General features: G+C 64.8%; 15 protein-coding genes. 13 read left to right on the plus strand and 2 right to left on the minus strand.

Features of this window, described 5'->3' with window-relative positions; all coding sequences use genetic code 11:
* Nucleotides 1-52: 52 nt before the first annotated feature.
* On the minus strand, nt 53-511 hold the full coding sequence (locus tag ACWIQA_RS10490; protein WP_448583026.1) for a (2Fe-2S)-binding protein: 459 nt from the start codon (nt 509-511) through the stop codon (nt 53-55).
* 35 nt (nt 512-546) lie between these two features.
* Between ACWIQA_RS10490 and ACWIQA_RS10495 the strand changes: the two genes are divergently transcribed.
* The 13 genes from ACWIQA_RS10495 to ACWIQA_RS10555 all read left to right on the plus strand — a co-directional run bounded on the left by ACWIQA_RS10495 (nt 547) and on the right by ACWIQA_RS10555 (nt 13188).
* Nucleotides 547-1365, plus strand: a complete 819-nt coding sequence (locus ACWIQA_RS10495; protein WP_448583027.1) for a crotonase/enoyl-CoA hydratase family protein — start codon at nt 547-549, stop codon at nt 1363-1365.
* Between the two features lie 117 nt (nt 1366-1482).
* On the plus strand, nt 1483-2436 hold the full coding sequence (gene coxB / locus ACWIQA_RS10500; RefSeq protein WP_448583028.1) for a cytochrome c oxidase subunit II: 954 nt from the start codon (nt 1483-1485) through the stop codon (nt 2434-2436).
* A gap of 13 nt (nt 2437-2449) precedes the next feature.
* A complete protein-coding gene (gene ctaD / locus ACWIQA_RS10505; protein ID WP_448583029.1) occupies nt 2450-4111 on the plus strand; it encodes a cytochrome c oxidase subunit I in 1662 nt (553 codons plus the stop codon).
* Between the two features lie 3 nt (nt 4112-4114).
* Nucleotides 4115-5062, plus strand: coding sequence for a heme o synthase (locus ACWIQA_RS10510; RefSeq protein ID WP_448583030.1), 948 nt, complete (start codon nt 4115-4117; stop codon nt 5060-5062).
* Nucleotides 5047-5190 carry a hypothetical protein gene (locus ACWIQA_RS10515; RefSeq protein ID WP_448583031.1) on the plus strand — a complete coding sequence of 48 codons (144 nt, stop codon included), beginning with the start codon at nt 5047-5049 and terminating at the stop codon, nt 5188-5190. Before ACWIQA_RS10510 ends, ACWIQA_RS10515 begins: the two co-directional genes overlap by 16 nt.
* A complete protein-coding gene (locus tag ACWIQA_RS10520) occupies nt 5187-5798 on the plus strand; it encodes a cytochrome c oxidase assembly protein (protein WP_448583032.1) in 612 nt (203 codons plus the stop codon). Before ACWIQA_RS10515 ends, ACWIQA_RS10520 begins: the two co-directional genes overlap by 4 nt.
* 45 nt (nt 5799-5843) lie before the next feature.
* Entirely contained in the window at nt 5844-6674 is an 831-nt protein-coding gene (locus ACWIQA_RS10525) for a cytochrome c oxidase subunit 3 (RefSeq protein WP_448583033.1), read from the plus strand.
* A 43-nt stretch (nt 6675-6717) separates the two neighbouring features.
* Nucleotides 6718-7290 (plus strand): SURF1 family protein, encoded by a 573-nt coding sequence (locus tag ACWIQA_RS10530; RefSeq protein WP_448583034.1) that lies wholly within the window; start codon nt 6718-6720, stop codon nt 7288-7290.
* Nucleotides 7291-7328: 38 nt separating this feature from the next.
* A complete protein-coding gene (gene thrC / locus ACWIQA_RS10535) occupies nt 7329-8720 on the plus strand; it encodes a threonine synthase (protein WP_448583035.1) in 1392 nt (463 codons plus the stop codon).
* Nucleotides 8717-9952, plus strand: a complete 1236-nt coding sequence (locus ACWIQA_RS10540) for a M16 family metallopeptidase (RefSeq protein ID WP_448583036.1) — start codon at nt 8717-8719, stop codon at nt 9950-9952. Before thrC ends, ACWIQA_RS10540 begins: the two co-directional genes overlap by 4 nt.
* Nucleotides 9949-10809 carry a class I SAM-dependent methyltransferase gene (locus ACWIQA_RS10545; RefSeq protein ID WP_448583037.1) on the plus strand — a complete coding sequence of 287 codons (861 nt, stop codon included), beginning with the start codon at nt 9949-9951 and terminating at the stop codon, nt 10807-10809. The genes ACWIQA_RS10540 and ACWIQA_RS10545 overlap by 4 nt, the downstream gene beginning before the upstream one ends.
* Nucleotides 10810-10874: 65 nt before the next feature.
* Complete coding sequence (locus tag ACWIQA_RS10550) at nt 10875-11789, plus strand: class I SAM-dependent methyltransferase (protein WP_448583038.1); 915 nt, start codon at nt 10875-10877, stop codon at nt 11787-11789.
* Complete coding sequence (locus ACWIQA_RS10555) at nt 11782-13188, plus strand: APC family permease (RefSeq protein WP_448583039.1); 1407 nt, start codon at nt 11782-11784, stop codon at nt 13186-13188. Before ACWIQA_RS10550 ends, ACWIQA_RS10555 begins: the two co-directional genes overlap by 8 nt.
* On the opposite strand, the gene ACWIQA_RS10560 is transcribed toward ACWIQA_RS10555, so the two are convergent.
* A complete protein-coding gene (locus ACWIQA_RS10560; protein ID WP_448583040.1) occupies nt 13076-14524 on the minus strand; it encodes a M23 family metallopeptidase in 1449 nt (482 codons plus the stop codon). The two genes, ACWIQA_RS10555 and ACWIQA_RS10560, sit on opposite strands and share 113 nt — an antisense overlap.
* Nucleotides 14525-14797 lie beyond the last annotated feature (273 nt).

The following is a 14797-nucleotide window of genomic DNA, read 5'->3' on the forward strand; positions in this document are numbered from 1 at the left end:
CCCAGCACCCGCAGCAGCTGGCCCGCCGGCTTGGCGGCCGCAGCGCCCAAACTCAACCTGCCTGGGCGAGCTCGGCGGCGCGGAGGATAGCCTCCTCGATGCGCGGATAGGTGCCACAGCGGCAGAGGTTCGTGATGCTGGCGCGAACCTCCTCTCGGGTCGGGCGAGGATTGGCCCTGAGAAGCGCGGCGGCCGCCATGATCATGCCCGACTGGCAATAGCCGCATTGCGGCACCTGCTTCTCGAGCCAGGCCCGCTGGACCGGGTGCGAACGGTCCCTGGCCAGACCCTCGATCGTGGTCACAAACGTCCCTTCGAGCTCGGCGATGGTGACGGAACAGGAGCGGACCGCCGCGCCATCGACATGCACCGTGCAGGCACCGCACAGACCAGCGCCGCAGCCATATTTCGTGCCGGTCAGGTTGGAGGCATCGCGCAGGGCCCACAGCAGCGGCGTATCGGGCGCGAGCTCATACTTGACGGGGTTGCCGTTGACGGTGAAGCGCGTCATGCCAACTTCCCTAGGATTGGAGCGCGAGGGACGCAATGACCTACACCACCTTCACCTATGCGGTCGCCGACCATATCGCCCATATCGAGCTTTGCCGGCCGCAGGCGCTCAACACCATGAACAAGGAATTCTGGGATGAGATCCCCGCAGTTTTCGCTGCGATCGATTCCGATCCTTCTGTGCGGGCCGTCGTCATCTCCTCGACAGGCAAACATTTCACCGCCGGGCTCGACTTGAACTGGGCCGGTGGCACCCTCGGTGGCCACCACCCCGACGCTGGCCGGGCACGCGAGAAGATGCGCCGGCACATCAAAAACATGCAGGAGCCCTTCAATGCCGTCGACCGCTGCCGGGTTCCTGTCATCGCAGCGATCCACGGCGGCTGCATTGGCGGCGGCGTTGATTTCGTGACTGCCTGCGACATCCGGATCGCAAGCGCTGACGCCTTTTTCGCCATTCAGGAGATCAATATCGCCATTGTCGCTGATGTCGGCACGCTCCAGCGCATCCCCCACCTGCTGCCGCAGGGGCTTATCCGGGAGCTCGCCTTCACCGGGCGCCGCTGGCCTGCTTCTGAAGCGCTCCGGTTCGGATTCGTGAACAGCGTGCACGAAACACGCGAGGCGACCATCGCGGCCGCACTCGCCATGGCCCAGGAAATTGCGTCCAAGAGCCCGCTTGCCATTGCCGGCATCAAGCAGGTTCTGAACGCCGGGCGCGACATGACAATCGACCAGGGCCTTGAATATGTCGCAGTCTGGAATGCCGCCATGCTCCAGGGCGATGACATGACGCGCGCCGTGATGGCGCAGATGCAGAAAAGCCGGGCCGCGTTCGACGACCTCGCCGCCTGAGCGCCCCCTTGCATGGCTGCCAAACCCGGCGCCCTTCTGTCGCAGCGCCGGCTCGGCGCTTGTGACCCCGAACGGCTGCGCATATAGCTTGGGGGGATAACAAGGACGAGGAGTCAGATGGCGTTTCGCAACGCCGCCGGAGTGCTGGCGGCTCTCATCATGGCAACGGCGGCAGGTGCGCAAGAGACGCTGGCGTCCAAGGCCGGGGTGGGCGCGGCCGAACCCGCGTCGGAATTGGCGAGCGCAGCAGACGTCGCAGCCGCTGCAGCTGCCACTTATGCGCCACTGCGCCCCGAGCCCGGAATGGGTCAGCCAGTGCCCTGGGGAATCGACCTCCTGCCGCAAGTCACACCGATCGGCGAGCAAGCGCTGCGGATGGTGCACTGGCTCCTCAACCCCGTCATGATCGGGATTTCCTTGCTGGTGCTGGCGCTGCTGGTGTGGACGATCCTGCGCTACCGCGCTGCGGCCAACCCCGAGCCGGCCACCTTCTCGCACAATTTCAAGCTGGAAGTGACCTGGACTCTCATCCCCGCCCTCATTCTTGTCATCATCGCGGTCCCGAGCTTCCGCCTCCTCGCCAACCAGTACAACCCGCCCAAGGCCGATCTCACAATCAAGGTCACAGGCTATCAGTGGTACTGGGGCTATGAATATGTCGATCACGGCGGCATCAGCTTCGATGCCGTGATGGTCAACCGCGAGGAGGCCGCCGCCCGCGGTGCCCCTTATCTCCTCGAGACTGACAACCGGGTCGTGGTGCCCGCCGGCAAGACGGTGAAACTTTTGATCACCGCCGCCGACGTGCTCCACAGCTGGGCCCTTCCCTCCTTCTGGGTCAAGATGGACGCAGTGCCAGGACGTATCAACGAAGCCTGGTTCAAGGTCGACCGGCCTGGCGTCTATTACGGGCAATGCTCTGAGCTTTGCGGCACCAAGCATGGCTTCATGCCCATTGCTGTCGAAGTGGTGCCGGAAGACCAGTTCAACGCCTGGGTTGCAAAGATGCAGGCCGAACAGGGGATAACGCCGCAGACGAGCGAAACCGCAGCCGGCGCGCCGGCAGCCTGAGACGAGGGACAGGATGGCTACGACCTTCGATGCACATGGGGACGCCTACGGCCACGCCGCGGATGACCACAAGCTGACCTTTGTCCAGCGGTGGCTGTTTTCGACCAACCACAAGGATATCGGCACGCTCTACCTCATCTTCGCGATCATCGCGGGGATCGTCGGAGGTGCCATGTCCGGCTTCATGCGCTGGGAGCTGGCAGAGCCCGGCATGCAGGTGCTGCCGTGGTTTACCGAAGGCAATGTGGACCAAGCCTATCACCTCTGGAATGTGTTCATCACCGCCCATGGCCTCATCATGGTCTTCTTCATGGTGATGCCTGCGCTCATCGGCGGATTTGCCAACTGGTTCGTTCCCATCATGATTGGCGCGCCCGACATGGCGTTTCCGCGCATGAACAACATCAGCTTCTGGCTGACGGTGGCTGGCTTCACCCTTCTCACCCTTTCATTGTTCGTGCCCGGCCCGCCAGGGGGGATTGGCGCTGGCACGGGCTGGACCGTCTATCCACCGCTCTCGACCTCCGGTCATCCGGGACCAGCAGTCGACCTTGCCATCTTCGCTCTGCACTTGGCGGGGGCGGCCTCAATTCTCGGGGCCATCAACTTCATCACCACCATCTTCAACATGCGCGCACCGGGCATGACCTTGCACAAGATGCCGCTGTTCGCCTGGTCGATCCTGGTCACGGCCTTCCTGCTGCTGCTGTCGCTTCCCGTGCTCGCTGGCGCGATCACCATGCTCCTGACTGACCGCAATTTCGGCACGACGTTCTTCGACCCGGCCGGCGGCGGAGATCCGCTTCTCTACCAGCATCTCTTCTGGTTCTTCGGCCACCCTGAAGTCTACATCATGATCCTGCCGGCATTCGGGATCATCAGCCAGATTGTTGCCACCTTCAGCCGCAAGCCGGTGTTCGGCTATCTCGCCATGGCCTACGCCATGGTGGCAATTGGCTTCGTCGGCTTCATCGTCTGGGCCCACCATATGTTCACTGCCGGTCTTGGAGTGAACACGAAGATGTATTTTACGGCCGCAACCATGATCATCGCGGTGCCAACAGGTATCAAGATCTTTTCCTGGATTGCGACCATGTGGGGTGGAAGTCTGCGCTTCCCGACACCGATGCTCTGGGCAATCGGCTTCATCTTCATGTTCACGGTCGGCGGCGTGACGGGCGTTATGCTCGCGAATGGCGGGCTTGATACCTACATGCACGACACCTATTATGTGGTGGCGCACTTCCACTATGTGCTTTCTCTGGGAGCAACATTCGCGATCTTCGCGGCCTTCTACTACTGGTTTGGCAAGATGACTGGCCGGGAGTACAATGAGTTTTTCGGTAAGCTCCACTTCTGGCTGTTCTTCATCGGCACCAATCTCATCTTCTTCCCGATGCATTTCCTGGGACAGCAGGGGATGCCGCGCCGCTATCCCGATTATCCAGATGCGATGGCTGGCTGGAACGAGGTCTCCTCCTGGGGCTATCTTGTCATGCTTGCCGGGATGCTTGTCTTCTTCGTGAACGTCATCTGGTCGCTTGCCGCTGGCCGGCGCGCGGCCGACAATCCCTGGGGTGAAGGTGCAACCACGCTTGAGTGGACCCTCTCGTCACCGCCGCCCTTCCATCAGTTCGAGACACTTCCCGATCTCACGCGGATGAAGGCGCATTGACGGATGGCTGCTGCCCTTCCTGAGACTGCAAGGGCGCCAGATGGCGCCCTTGCTACATCCCGGCCAGCGCTGATTGCTGCGGATTGGCGCGACTGGCTTGCGCTGCTGAAGCCTCGGGTCATGTCGCTTGCCATCTTCACGGCGCTGTGTGGCATGCTCGCTGCCCCTGGCCGTCTCCACCCCGCTCTCGCTGTCGTTGCGATCCTCATGATCGCAGTTGGCGCCGGGGCAGCAGGCGCGTTCAACCAGTGGATTGAAGCCGATGTCGACCAGCGCATGAAGCGAACGGCCAGCCGGCCGCTTGCAGCGGGCCGGGTGCCGGCGGATGCGGCGCTCGCCTTTGCCATCATTCTTGCGGTCGGGGCAGTCACGACGCTGGCGCTCGCGACCAACCTCGTCGCAGCCGGGGTGCTTGCGCTCGGGATCTGGTTCTATGCTATCGTCTACACCATCTGGCTCAAACCCCGCACACCCCAGAACATTGTGATCGGTGGTGCAGCGGGCGCCTTCCCGCCCGTCATCGGCTGGGCCGCCGTCTCGGGCGATGTGACGCTGATGCCGGTCCTGCTCTTCCTTGTCATTTTCCTCTGGACTCCGCCGCACTTCTGGGCGCTGGCCCTGTTTGTGGCACCCGATTACGCGCGCGCCGGCATCCCGATGCTGCCGGTCACCCACGGGCCACATGCGACCCGCCGGCAAATTTTTGGCTATGCCCTCGCCCTCGTTGCTGCCAGCATCGCCCCTTGGCCACTCGGGCTTGCGGGTGCATTCTACGGGACAGTCGCCGCCGGCCTCGGCGCGACGTTCCTGCTACTGGCGTGGCGGGTGCGGCAGTCGCGCACCACGGAACCCAAAGCCATGGCCGAGGAGCGTCAGCTGTTCCGCTTCTCGATCCTCTATCTCTTCCTGCTCTTCACTGCCCTCGTGGTCGATGCGTGGGTGATCTCGTGACCTGGACTCCGGATGAGCTCGAAGCTTTCCTGGCCCGCCGCCGCCGGCGCAATGTCGCGATTGCCGTCGTGCTCGCGGCCATGGTCATCCTGTTCTATGCCATCACCATTGGCCGGATGAGCGCATGAACACACTTGCTGCGAACAGGCGCACAGCGTTGCTGGCAGCCGGCGTTGCCATGGGCATGATCGGCCTCGCTTATGCAAGCGTGCCCCTCTACCGGCTGTTCTGTCAGGTCACCGGCTTCGGCGGCACGCCGATGGTTGCAGCCGCAACGGCCGCGGCCCCCCGGCCAATTCCCGGAACTTCGATCCGGGTCCGGTTCGACGGCAATGTCCAGCGTGGAATGTCCTGGACATTCCGGCCTGCCGAAACTTTCGTTGACTTGCCCTTGGGCGAGCGGCGCATGGCCTTCTACCACGCCCACAACAGCAGCGACGCGCCCGTCACGGGCGTTGCGACCTTCAACGTCTCGCCGGCCGCGGCGGGCCGCTACTTCGTCAAGATCCAGTGCTTCTGCTTCAACGAGCAGACACTTGAGCCCGGACAAACGGTCGCAATGCCCGTCGTCTACTATGTCGACCCGGCCATTCTCGATGACCCCGAGGCCAGGCGGATTGAGGAGATCACGCTTTCCTACAGCTTCTTCCCGGTGGCGGAGCCAACCCAGCCAGCCGGGGTGCGCGCAACCGGCATGGCTGCCATTGCAGCTGGCCAGAGACAGGGCAGGCGCTAGCAACGGTCATGCCCACGCGATAAGAGGGGCGAAAAGAGGAGCACCATGGCTGCCGGCAAAACCCACGACTATCACATTCTCCCGCCAAGCCCCTGGCCGATCGTCGGATCAGTGGCAGCCATTCTCATGACGGTCGGGCTCGTCTTCTGGTGGCATGATGCCTGGTGGGGCAAATATGTCGCGGGAGCTGGAATCATCGGCGTGCTCTTCACCATGTTCTCCTGGTGGTCAGACGTCAGAACCGAGGCCAACAGCGGCGACCATACCCCCGTCGTCCAGCTCCATCACCGCTACGGGATGCTGCTGTTCATCGCCTCCGAAGTGATGTTCTTCGTCGCCTGGTTTTGGGCCTATTTCAACGCTGCCCTGTTTCCGCCGGCGGGCGATGCGGTTGGTGGCGTGTGGCCGCCCAAGGGCATCGAAGTGCTCGACCCCTTCGTCTACCCGCTCTTGAACACGCTCATCCTGCTGCTTTCCGGCACCACGGTGACTTGGGCGCACCATGCGCTCATCCACAATGACCGCGACGGGCTGAAGCAGGGGCTCTGGCTTACCATCATCCTTGGCGTGTTGTTCACAGCCCTCCAGGCCTATGAATACAGCCATGCCGAGTTCGGCTTCTCCGGCAATATCTATGGCGCCACTTTCTTCATGGCGACTGGCTTTCATGGCTTCCATGTCGTCGTTGGCACCATCTTCCTCGCGGTCTGCCTGTGGCGGGCTTATGCTGGTGACTTCACGCCCCGGCAGCATTTTGGCTTCGAGGCGGCGGCCTGGTATTGGCACTTTGTCGATGTGGTCTGGCTATTCCTGTTCCTCTCGATCTACATCTGGGGCTCGGACTTCGGCCGGGCAGCAACCCCCTATTTCGGCTGAACCCGGCAGGAGGCGGCGCGGCCTCCCGCTCCTTCCGACCCTGATGACGGCAGCCGCACTGCCGCTGCTCGCTGGGCTTGGCGTGTGGCAGATCGAGCGGGCGAAGTGGAAGACGGAGATGCTCGCCCGGATCGAGCACAACCGCGAACTGCCAGTGGCCACGATCGCTGGCGACGCCAGGGTCGAGGAGCTGCTGTTTCGCCGCATCCGGGCGGATCTCGCTTGCAGTCCCGCCAAGCCGCGAGAGCAGGCCGGTCGCAATCGCAAAGGCCAGTCCGGCTACTCTGTGGTCTTCCTATGCGCGATCGCAGGGGCAAGGCCGCGCCAGCTCATGCCAGTCAACGCCGGCTGGTCACCGCGGACTGGCGCTGCAGCAATCACCCTTCCGCCCAACGGTGAGCAGACCGGAGTCGTGATCCCGGCATCATGGGACGGCACCCAGACCCTCGGCCTGGTCCTGGAGAGTGCAGCGCCGCCGCTCGTGCCAAGCGCACCACCGAGTCCAGATGCCATCCCCAACAACCACCGCTCCTATGCAATCCAGTGGTTCAGCTTCGCTGCCATCCTCGCCGCGGTCTACACGGCCTTCGTTATGCGCTGGTGGCGCGGCGGTTGAACGCCTCTGCGCCCCCCGCTAACCCTGCGCGAGCACCCATGCAGCATGTCTCAACCCGCGGCGCTGCACGCCCCCTCGACTTTCGCGGCGCGACACTTGCGGGCCTCGCCAGCGACGGCGGGCTCTATGTGCCAGCCGAGTGGCCGCGCTGGACCCCGGGCCAGTTCCGCGCCCTGCGCGACGCAAGCTATGCCGAGACCGCAATCGCCGTGCTCAGCCCATTCGTTGGGGATGCGCTGACGGCAGGCGAACTGCGAGCGCTGGTCGAGGCCGCCTATGGCAGCTTCGCCCATGCCGCGGTCACGCCGCTGGTCCAGCTCGATCACCGTCACTGGCTGCTTGAGCTCCACCATGGGCCGACGCTTGCGTTCAAGGATCTCGCCCTCCAGCTGCTCGGCCGGCTGTTTGCGCACTTCCTCGCCGGGGAAACCGTGCCACTCACCATCATCGGCGCCACGTCTGGGGATACCGGCTCGGCTGCGATTGCAGCCGTTGCTGGGCTTCCCGGCATGCGGATCGTAATGCTTCACCCCGAAGGCCGGGTCTCCGACGTGCAGCGCCGGCAGATGACGACGGTCGATGTCGGCAATGTCCACAATGTCGCCATCGCCGGCTCCTTCGACGATGCCCAAGCAATCGTCAAAGCGCTGTTCAACGATCCGGGCTTCCGCGCACGCCATCGCCTTGCCGCGGTCAATTCAATCAACTGGGCGCGGCTGGCGGCGCAAGTGGTCTATTATGTCTTTGCCGCCGTCCGCCTCGGCGCGCCTGATGCGCCCGTCGCCTTCTCGGTGCCCACCGGCAATTTCGGTGACATTTTCGCTGGCTATGTCGCAAGCCGGATGGGGCTACCCGTCTCGGCCCTCATCCTTGCCACCAACGAAAATGACATCCTTGCCCGGGCGCTCGGCAAGGGCGACTATTCGCGCCGTCCCCTCACGGCGACGGCCAGCCCTTCCATGGATATCCAGGTCTCGTCCAACTTCGAGCGGCTGCTCTTCGACCTCCACGGCCGGGATAGCGACGCGCTGGCAGCAGCGATGGCCGGGTTTGAGGCAACCGGGCGCATGGTCCTCCCGGAGCCGGTGCGCGCCGAGGCCGCAACGCTGTTCCGCGCCGTGCGGGTCACCGGCGCGCAGATGGCGGCAACGCTCGCCTGGGCGCATGCGGCAAGCGGCCAGCTTCTCGACCCGCACACAGGGATCGGGCTTGCTGCCGCCCGCCGCCTGGAGGCCAGCATCGAAGGACCGATTGTCACGCTTGCAACCGCCCATCCGGCCAAGTTTCCCGCCGCAGTCGAAGCCGCGACAGGCATCTTCCCGATGCTCCCGCCACGCGCTGCGGGCCTCTTCGACCGGGCCGAGCACTTTTCCCGGCTTCCAGCAGAAACGGGCGCCGTGCGTGCCTTCATCGACGGGCTCGGCGCATGAGCCAGGTCGAGACCAGCCGGCTCGCCAATGGCTTGACGGTTGCAACCATCGCCATGGCCGGCCTTCGGACTGCTGCCGTCGGCCTGTGTGCAAGCGTCGGCGCCCGCCACGAGGAGGCAGCCGAGAATGGCATTGCACACCTCTTCGAGCATATGCTCTTCAAGGGCACTGAAGTGCGCGACGCACGCGGGCTTGCCGAGGCCATCGAGGATGTCGGCGGAGCCTTGAATGCCTGGACCTCGCGCGACATGACCCTGTTCCACGCGCGGGTGATGGGCGCGGACCTGCCGCTCGCCGTCTCGCTTCTGGCCGAGATGGTGACAAGGCCGCGCTTCGCCGAGGCCGATCTCGCGCTCGAGAAGCAGGTGGTGGATGCCGAGATCCGCGAAGCCCTTGATGCCGCGGAAGACCGGGTGTTCGACCTCCTGCAGGAGGCAGCCTTCCCGGACCAGCCCCTTGGCCGGCCGATCTTGGGCACGCCCGCAACGCTTGCCACCCTCAGCACAACCGACCTCCAGTGGTGGCGCGACCGGACCTATCGCGGCCCTGGCCTTGCCCTGGTCGCAGCAGGGGCGGTGACGCACGCGGACGTCAAGGCAGCTGCTGAGGCCCTGCTTTGCGGCTTGCCAGCCGACCCGCCTGCCCCGTTCGCAAGCGGCGCCTTTGCTGGGGGAGTGCGCAGCGAACGGCGGCGCGCCGATGTGACCCAGATTGCCATCGGCCTTCCTGGAGTGAGCGTCCACGCCGCGAACCACTATGCGGCCGAGCTGTTTACAACCGCGCTTGGCGGCGGAGCATCGTCGCGGCTGTTCCAGGAACTGCGGGAAGCGCGCGGTCTTGCCTACAGCGTGTCGGCAAGCCACACCCCCTTTGCTGACGTCGGGCTTGCCACTCTTCATCTTGCAACCCGTCCCGAAGATGCTGAGCGCGCAGCAGCGCTCGCCCTTGAGGTCGCCTGGAAAGCAGCAAGAGACCTCACACCTGCCGAGCTCGCTCGGGCGCGCACCCAGCTCAAGGCTGGACTGCTGATGGGGCTTGAGGGCTGCACCGGGCAAGCAAGCTGGATCGGGCAGACGCTTCTCACCCACGGTCGACCGATTGCGCCCGAGGAAGTCGAAGCGGTCATCGACTCGGTCAGCCTCGAGGACGCGCGCGCAGCGGGGGCTGCGATGCTTGCCGGGCCGGTTGCCATGGCGAGCATCGGGCCGCGGCCACTCAAACGCCTGCCGTGAACCTCGAGATCCTGGCCGTCCCCCCTTCCGATGATTTCGAGCTGCTCGATTGCGGCCATGGCCGCAAGCTCGAGCGCTGCGGGCCTTACCGCTTCATCCGGCCAGAGCCGCAGGCGATGTGGGCGCCAACCCGGACCGACTGGGAGGCAGATGGAGTCTTCACCGGGGGGGCGCACGAGGACGGCGGTGGCCGCTGGAACCTTTCGCCCGCCCTGCCTCGCCGCTGGCCGATCCGCCAGGCCGGCGTTGGTCTCTGGGCGATGCCGACACCATTTCGCCACCTCGGTTTTTTCCCCGACATGGCCCCGCACTGGGCGCAACTGGCGGCGGCTGCCGGCCCAGAAGCGCCAACACTCAACCTCTTTGGCTACACGGGCGTTGCAAGCCTTGTTGCCGCTCGGGCCGGCGCGGAAGTGGTGCATGTTGATGCCAGCCGCAAGGCCGTCACCATGGCCCGGGAGAATGCGGCGCTGTCAGGCCTGGAGGCGGCGCCGATCCGCTGGATTGTCGAGGATGCGCGGGCGTTCGTCGCGCGCGAAATCCGCCGTGGCCGGCGCTACGGGGCCATTTTGCTTGATCCGCCGAAATATGGCCGCGGACCCAAAGGCGAGATCTGGACTCTGGAGACCGATCTTGCGCCGCTGCTTTCAGCCTGCGCTCAGCTTCTCGATGGCACCGGCCAGCTCATGATCGTGACAAGCTATGCCGTGCGCCTCTCCGCGCTGGCGCTCGGCCGCGCTCTCGCCGGGGCCACCAGCAAGCTCGGTGGCTCGGTCAGGGCTGGCGAGATGGCACTCATTCAATCTGCGCGCGGGCAACTTCTGCCCACTGCGATCTTTGCCTGCTGGACGCCATGATCGCGCCCGCCTATCGGCCAGCACGCAGGCTTCATGCCTGCTGTCGCCCCCTCTGGGAGCATGTGATGCGCTACACCCTGCTCGCCTGCCTCATCCTGCTTCCAGTTGGAGCATCAGCACAAGTCCGGCTGGTGCCAGCAAGCCCCACGCTCCCAAGGCTGCCCGCTCTACCGGCGGCAGCGCAGACTGCAGGAGTCCTCGAGCCGTCGCTTTCCGCCGAAGGGGCAGAAGTTGTACCGCTTTCGACTCTCGAGGGCGGAGAGAAGCTGGGCGACGACCAATACCGACCCTCAGTTGGACAGCCAGGGAAGGACGTCATCTGGGTTCCAACGCCTGAAAGCCTCGTCAAGGCCCTGCTGACGGCAGCCAAGGTCACCCGCAACGATTATGTTGTCGATCTTGGCTCGGGCGATGGCCGCTTTCCAATCGCTGCTGCACGCGACTTCGGCGCCCGCGCGCATGGCATCGACTATAATGGCGACATGGTAGCACTTGCCCGCCGGAATGCCGATCGCGCCGGTGTCCGCACAAAGGTGACCTTCCAGCGTGGTGACATCTTCGAGTCCGACTTCTCTTCGGCCTCGGTGGTCACGCTCTATCTTCTGCCCAATCTCAACTTGAAACTGCGGCCAAAGATTCTCACCATGAAACCAGGAACACGCGTGGTGAGCCACGCCTTCGACATGGGGGACTGGGAGCCGGACGAGACCATCCGCACTGACGATGCAACCGGCTATCTCTGGATCGTGCCAGCCCAGCTTGCCGGCCGCTGGGCCTTTGAAGTGGGCAACGAGCGCTTTACTGCCACCATCGTCCAGACCTACCAGAAGCTCTCGACAACCGGAGGGCCATTGAACGGCGGCCGCGTGCGCGGCCGGGAGGTGACTTTCAGTCTGGGCGGAGGACGCGAGCTAACGGGCGAGCTTGGCGAAACTGGTCTTATTGGGCGGGGCTGGACAGCCACCCGAATTGGTGGCTAATCCGCTGGAGAGCGAGTCCACGCTTGCGGCGCGACTGTCGCCACTTGACATCGCGCTCATCGTCGCCGGGATCGTCATCGGCGCTGGCATTTTCCGTGCCCCAGCCGATGTGGCGCGGCTTACCGGTGGTCCGCCAGGCTTCATGGCGATCTGGCTCCTGGGGGCTGTGGTCGCGCTGATGGGCGGCATCACCTACGTTGCGCTCGCAAGGCAGGCCGGGGGCATTGGCGGCGAATACCGGTTTCTGGAACTCGGCTGGGGACGGCCGATCGGCGCCCTGTTCGTCTGGGCCCGCGCTGCCGTCATCCAGACTGGGGCAATCGCAACCGTTGCGTTCGTGGCCGGAGACTATCTGGCAGGCCTGCTGCCCGGCCCCTCCCTGCCGTGGGCGTTGCTGTCGGTGGCACTGGTCACGCTCTTCAACCTGCTCGGCCTCTCTGTGAGCGCAACCGCCCAGCGATTGCTCACCCTCGCAGTGGTCACAGCGCTTGTTGCAATCATTGTCCTTGGCCTCTCTGCAGAGCCTGTGGTCGAGAGAGGCCGCGCGGCGCCGGCCCATGGCCCAGCCAACCCAGGCCTTGCGCTTGTCTTCGTGATGCTCGTGTTCGGCGGCTGGAACGAGGCCGCCTATCTTTCGGGGGAGGTTCGCGGTGGCGCAGTCGGTCTTGCGCGCGGCCTCGTCGGCGGGATCCTGCTGGTCGCCGCCCTCTATCTGGCGGTCAACCTCGCCTATCTCGCCGCGCTTGGGATCGACGGCCTTGCCGCGACGTCGGCGCCAGCAACCGCGATTGCCGAAGCCGCGCTTGGCACTGCTGGTACTGCGATCATCACCCTTGTGGTCGTCCTTGCCGCCGTCTCCACCCTCAATGTCACCACCCTTACCGGTGCTCGGGCGATGTGCGCACTTGGCCAGGATCTGCCCGCTCTCGGCTTTCTCGGAAAATGGGACAGCGGCCGGTCGGTCCCGGTCGTCGCGCTTCTGGTGCAAGGTGTCGTCGCCCTTGCGCTGGTCGGGCTTGGCGGCTTGGCACGCGACGGGTTCGAGGCCATGGTCGCATTCACAGCCCCCGTGTTCTGGCTGTTCCTCGCGCTTGTTGCCCTGGTCCCGTTCCGGCAGGCGGAGCTGCGCCAAGTGCGGCTTCCAGCACTGGGCTTTGCTGCCGCCTGCTTGTGGATGCTGTGGTCATCCCTCGGCTATGCTCGGTTTCTTGCCGGAGAGAGCGAGATTGCCGGCTGGCTTGGCTTCAGCGGCCTCGCGCTTGTCGCTCTTGGGATCCCGCTCGCGCTTACGACGCGGGCCGCGCAATCTGCCGGATACGAGCGAGCTCGGCCTGGAACCGGCGCAGCTCCTCGCCCGCAAGCTGGTTGCCAGAGAGATAGCGCGCTTGGGCCGGATTGACCGGCCTGCCATTGACCCAGACTTCGTAGTGAAGGTGCGGGCCGGTCGAAAGGCCTGTCGAACCAACAGCGCCAATGCGCTGGCCTTGGGAGACGGTGTCGCCAACCCGCACATGAATCCGCGAAAGATGGGCATAGCGGGTTACCATGTTACGGCCATGCTGCACGGCAATGAGGTTGCCATAGCCGCCCGACCATCCAGCCGCGATCACCCTGCCCCCTGCCGAGGCGAGGACCGGGGTTCCGGTTGGCGCGGCGAAGTCGATTCCCTGGTGCATGCGCGAATAGCCGAGGATCGGGTGGAAGCGCATGCCAAAGTTGGAGGAGAGGCGAGCGCCTTCCACTGGCGTGCGAATGAGGCCCCGCTTGGCACTCTCGCCATTCTCGCGGAAGAACTCGCCCTTGGGTCCAAAGCGCATCAGGGCCACGCTTCGGCGTCCGTCAACAAGACCAGCATAGAGAAGGCGTCCCCACTCCCGCTCCCCGGTTTCGGCCTGGCGATGCTCGACAATGAGATCGAAGCGGTCACGGCCGCGAACGCCGCGCTGGATGTCAACCACGTGGCCAAGCTGACGCAGATAATCTGCAACGACAGCCCCGGGGACACCAGAGGCGCGCAGAGCCCCATGGAGCGAACGGCCAACTTCGCCTGTTACGCGCAGCGGTCTGTTGTCGACCCGAATGGGAATCCGCTGCACTCGAAGCCCGTCGCCATCGCGCAAAACGGCGAGCCGGAGATCGAGGGCAGCGCGAAACGAGAGGCTTTCCACCGGCCGCGGCACGCTCCTGCTCTCGCGCCGGCCAAGGACGAGCTGCAGCTCGGTTGAGGGCGCAAGCGTCGTTGATGCACCACTTGCGCGCGCAAGCTTGAGGATGGACTCGAGATCCTCGCGCCCGACGCCAGCGCGACGCAACGCCGCCTCAAGACTGCCACCGGCACCAATGCGTGCGACCAGCTCGATTCGGGGCCGCTCGGGGATTTCATTGAGCCTGACTGCCGCTGGTCCGGGCGGGACGACAAGCCCATGCCGGCTGCCAGCCGCGAGTGCTCCGATGCGGGCTGGAGCGCGCACATCAAGAACAGGTGCTGTTAGCACTTCGCCGCCAGTCACAACCAGCCGGGGCGGCGCCGAGCCCAGTCCTACCACAAGACTGCAAAGGAGGGCGAGCGTCGCAGCACCCTGCCACCAGCGCGGGGAGCCGATCGCATCGCCAAGATCGACAAGCAGATCAAGTTCAGCTGGCAGCGGCACCCGAGGCAGGCGGGCACGCCCGGCAACAAATGGTTGCGCACTGCGGCTGCGGGGCGAAAGGGCGGCTGCAGCAAGGGTCGCCACGGGCTTCAGACGTCCAGGGAGCGCTTGGATGGAAGATGCGCCATGCGTGCCGTCACGGCCGCAACTCGGTTCGGTTTGCTGCGTCCAACAGACGCCACTCGGCCACTATTCCCTCCACAACCCCGCTATCCCCTCAACAACTCCACTGCCCAGCCTGCCCGCAGCAGGGCTAAGCTTCTGGGGAATCACCTGAATCAGCTGCCGATGGGGGTCAATTGGGAAACTCTTCAAAGACCCTGGGCTTGCGACAGGATGCCTGCTGGACGCGACGAA

It is taken from the genome of Thermaurantiacus sp. (assembly GCF_053487655.1).

What these genes read in the sequence shown, in the direction of transcription:
- ACWIQA_RS10540 (WP_448583036.1), top strand. Translation starts at nt 8,717, where the DNA reads ATGAGCCAGGTCGAGACCAGCCGGCTCGCCAATGGCTTGACGGTTGCA.
- ACWIQA_RS10550 (WP_448583038.1), top strand. Translation starts at nt 10,875, where the DNA reads ATGCGCTACACCCTGCTCGCCTGCCTCATCCTGCTTCCAGTTGGAGCA.
- ACWIQA_RS10525 (WP_448583033.1), top strand. Translation starts at nt 5,844, where the DNA reads ATGGCTGCCGGCAAAACCCACGACTATCACATTCTCCCGCCAAGCCCC.
- ACWIQA_RS10495 (WP_448583027.1), top strand. Translation starts at nt 547, where the DNA reads ATGACCTACACCACCTTCACCTATGCGGTCGCCGACCATATCGCCCAT.
- thrC (WP_448583035.1), top strand. Translation starts at nt 7,329, where the DNA reads ATGCAGCATGTCTCAACCCGCGGCGCTGCACGCCCCCTCGACTTTCGC.
- ACWIQA_RS10520 (WP_448583032.1), top strand. Translation starts at nt 5,187, where the DNA reads ATGAACACACTTGCTGCGAACAGGCGCACAGCGTTGCTGGCAGCCGGC.
- ACWIQA_RS10510 (WP_448583030.1), top strand. Translation starts at nt 4,115, where the DNA reads ATGGCTGCTGCCCTTCCTGAGACTGCAAGGGCGCCAGATGGCGCCCTT.
- ACWIQA_RS10490 (WP_448583026.1), bottom strand. Translation starts at nt 511, where the DNA reads ATGACGCGCTTCACCGTCAACGGCAACCCCGTCAAGTATGAGCTCGCG.
- coxB (WP_448583028.1), top strand. Translation starts at nt 1,483, where the DNA reads ATGGCGTTTCGCAACGCCGCCGGAGTGCTGGCGGCTCTCATCATGGCA.
- ACWIQA_RS10530 (WP_448583034.1), top strand. Translation starts at nt 6,718, where the DNA reads ATGACGGCAGCCGCACTGCCGCTGCTCGCTGGGCTTGGCGTGTGGCAG.
- ctaD (WP_448583029.1), top strand. Translation starts at nt 2,450, where the DNA reads ATGGCTACGACCTTCGATGCACATGGGGACGCCTACGGCCACGCCGCG.